The sequence below is a fragment of the Frankia sp. CcWB3 genome (genome assembly GCF_977927595.1).
In genome coordinates this window covers 1-2,749 of sequence record NZ_CDWRCK010000390.1, presented here as the reverse complement: position 1 = coordinate 2,749, position 2,749 = coordinate 1, and the positions used below count along the sequence as shown (strand labels likewise).

Annotated in this window: 3 protein-coding genes and 1 pseudogene; 2 read left to right on the top strand and 2 right to left on the bottom strand. The window is 67.9% G+C overall.

Annotated features, from left to right (window positions below; translation table 11 throughout):
* The first annotated feature begins 148 nt into the window (after positions 1-148).
* Entirely contained in the window at positions 149-913 is a 765-nt protein-coding gene (locus ACY5KJ_RS19545) for a PIG-L deacetylase family protein (RefSeq protein WP_462204050.1), read from the top strand.
* A gap of 96 nt (positions 914-1,009) precedes the next feature.
* On the opposite strand, the pseudogene ACY5KJ_RS19540 reads toward ACY5KJ_RS19545, so the two are convergent.
* Positions 1,010-1,243: pseudogene (locus tag ACY5KJ_RS19540) on the bottom strand (IS607 family transposase); the annotation flags it as partial.
* 15 nt (positions 1,244-1,258) lie between these two features.
* Positions 1,259-1,813 carry a hypothetical protein gene (locus ACY5KJ_RS19535; protein ID WP_462189152.1) on the bottom strand — a complete coding sequence of 185 codons (555 nt, stop codon included), beginning with the start codon at positions 1,811-1,813 and terminating at the stop codon, positions 1,259-1,261.
* Here ACY5KJ_RS19535 and ACY5KJ_RS19530 point away from each other — a divergent pair.
* On the top strand, positions 1,812-2,084 hold the full coding sequence (locus ACY5KJ_RS19530) for a hypothetical protein (protein ID WP_462204049.1): 273 nt from the start codon (positions 1,812-1,814) through the stop codon (positions 2,082-2,084). The genes ACY5KJ_RS19535 and ACY5KJ_RS19530 overlap by 2 nt on opposite strands.
* Positions 2,085-2,749: the final 665 nt, after the last annotated feature.

The following is a 2,749-nucleotide window of genomic DNA, read 5'->3' as shown; positions in this document are numbered from 1 at the left end:
CCCGGGAGGGTGGGGCTGTGCCCGGAGGATGGGCTGTGATGGTGCCGGCCGGCGTCGTGGGCGCGCCACGCCGCCCCGTGCGTGTGGCGTTGCCGATGACTGCACCGATGTCCGTGCGGTGCCGCGCTGTATGCCGTATGGAAGAACGATGCAGGAGGAACGCGTGGCGGACGAGCGTCGGCCCTTCGCCGACGACAGCGGGACCCCCGAATCGGTTTGGCAGGGATGGGATCCGGGGTGGGCGGAGCTGGATCTGACCGTTCCGCCCACGAATGCGGTGATCGTGGCTCCCCACCCGGACGATGAGGTGCTGGGCATCGGTGGCCTGATGACCATCCTGTCCACGCTGAGCGTGTCGCTCACCGTTGTTGCGGTAACCGACGGCGACGCATCCCATCCCGGATCTCCGACGCTGTCGCCGGCCGAGCTTGCGCGGCGACGGGTGGCGGAACAGCATTCCGCTCTCGCCGAACTCGGACTGGCCCAGGTGCCGGTGCATCGGGTCGGCCTGCGCGACGGGCGGGTCGCCGGGCACGAGGAGCTGTTGGCCGACCAGCTGGAACCGTTGCTCACCGCCGACGGGTGGCTGCTCGCAACGTATGCCGGGGATCGTCATCCAGATCATGAGGCGACGGGTCGGGCGGCGGAGATCGCCGCCGCGCGGACGGGCACCCGGCTGCTCGAGTACCCCGTCTGGACCTGGCACTGGGCGGTGCCGGACGACCCGCGAGTTCCCTGGGCCAGGGCGCGACGGGTGCATCTTCCTGTCGACGTGCAGCGGGCCAAGCAGCGAGCGGTCGACTGCTACCGCACCCAGATTGCTCCGCTTTCAGCCCATCCGGCCGATGCTGCGGTGCTTCCGGCCGAGGCCCTGGCGCGGCTCCTGCGCCCAGCCGAGACGGTCTTCGTCTGACCGTTGCGAGTCATGAAGCATGAGTAGGCCCCTTGCTCGCAGCCACCTGTTGCCGGATGGCGGCCCTACAGCCGGAGCAGGTCTTCGATCACGTCCGGTTGCCCATGCGGTGACACGGGCAACCTGCCGGTCAAGGCCGGGGTACTGGCCGGCGGAGGAGACCCGCGCGTACACCGCGACGGCTCCCGTGGGGCGTTCGACGGCGGACGGCTCGACCAGGATCAGCCGCCCGACCCGGCGCGCCGGTACGGGCAGCTTCCCTTCCCGAAACCAGCGGTAAGCGGTGACGTAGTGGACACCCTCACGCTCCGCCCACTGCTTCAAGTTCACTCACACATCACTTACTCAAAAGCCAGCAGGTCGCTGCCCCGCGGGGACATCTCCCGCAGCGGCAGGCCGCGGTCGTCGAAGGCCGCGGTCGTCGAAGGCCGCGTCGTCCGCTCCGGTGATTCCGAAGACGGTCGGCCTGGTGTCGATCCAGCGATTGATCAGCCAGTGCAGCAGGTTGATGGTGACGACCGCCGGAGCGACGACGGCGGCGACCCCGGGAATCGCCGGCTCCAAGGCCAGGGACAGCACGATGCTCGTGATGCCGTTCTGCTGGGAAGCGGCCAGATAAACCCGGTCACGTCGGGACATGCGGTGGGTGAGAAGGTAGCCGACGAGACCCTGTGCGGCGAAGGCTGCGGCTCCCAGAGCGGCCCCGTGCACAAAGGCGATTCCGTCGGAGAGAAGCAGGCCGAGCGCGATCGCCGCCCCATAGAACGCGACCCGTACGGTCCTCTCCACGAGGTGGGGGAAGAAGTCGTCCCCGCGCTCGGGGAAGAGCTTGGCATCGGGACGGAGGATCAGCCCACCGATTGCCACCGCCAGCATGAGAAAGAACCCTGCTCCTACCATGATCAGGCCCGCTGTCAATGCCAGGGCGCTGGTCGCGTGTCTCTTGGCGCCCCCCCCACAGCAGGGCGGTGAGGGTGGCGAGGCCGAGGTTGAGCGCCAGGCCGACGAAGAAACCGCTGACTCCCGACGGTCCACCGAGATCCGGCGTCATCGCGGGCTGGTCCTTGACAAACGTCGAACCGACCGCTGTGACCAGGGACACGGTAAGGAGTACCGTCACGGGATCGTCGAAGGCGGCCCAGCTGCGCAGGAGATCCTGACCGCGTTCTGACATTCGTGAACCCGAGGTGAGCGTGGCTACCGACAGGGGATCGATCTGGGCAACCACCACGCCGAGAAGGAGGTACAGCGGGTCGCCGAGCGCGAGGGCCAGGACGCCACCGATCAGCAGGGCCTTGAGGGCGACGCCCACGGTGACGACGAGCGCGATCCGGCGGATGTCCGCCCAGGCCGCGCGGGCGATTCCCAGCGTGGCGCCGTACAGGCCGACCGCCAGCAGCACCGCGATCGCCGTCCGGTAGCCGTCATCTTCGAGATATTCGGCAGCTGGAACAACTGAAACAGCGCGCTGAGCGCGACACCCACCCCGATCAGGCCGACCAGGGATGCCAGCTGGCTGATGGACTGTCGCTCTCTGGAGCGACCTCATGGCCCGGTCTGGTTCCAATGGTGGAACGGCTGTGCCGGTCTCCCCGCCGGCATCCCGGCGACCGCGGGGATGCCGGGATCCGGATACGCGTCCGTGCCCTGCATGTGGAGCGACGGGATAAGGGCGCATCGACGTCTGAACAGTGACTGAAGGCCCTGCATCGAGCTCTCCCTCCCCGTGATGTTGGACGGCGGAAAGTAGAGTTTTCCTCCTACTTGTCATCGCCCAGAGTAGTCGCCGTGCAATGAAGCCCGTGCAATGAAGCGTGCAGCCGACATCCGTAGGTT

Excerpts from the sequence above, each read along its gene's own strand:
- ACY5KJ_RS19545 (WP_462204050.1), top strand. The coding sequence starts at position 149 with ATGCAGGAGGAACGCGTGGCGGACGAGCGTCGGCCCTTCGCCGACGAC.
- ACY5KJ_RS19530 (WP_462204049.1), top strand. The coding sequence starts at position 1,812 with ATGATCAGGCCCGCTGTCAATGCCAGGGCGCTGGTCGCGTGTCTCTTG.
- ACY5KJ_RS19535 (WP_462189152.1), bottom strand. The coding sequence starts at position 1,813 with ATGGTAGGAGCAGGGTTCTTTCTCATGCTGGCGGTGGCAATCGGTGGG.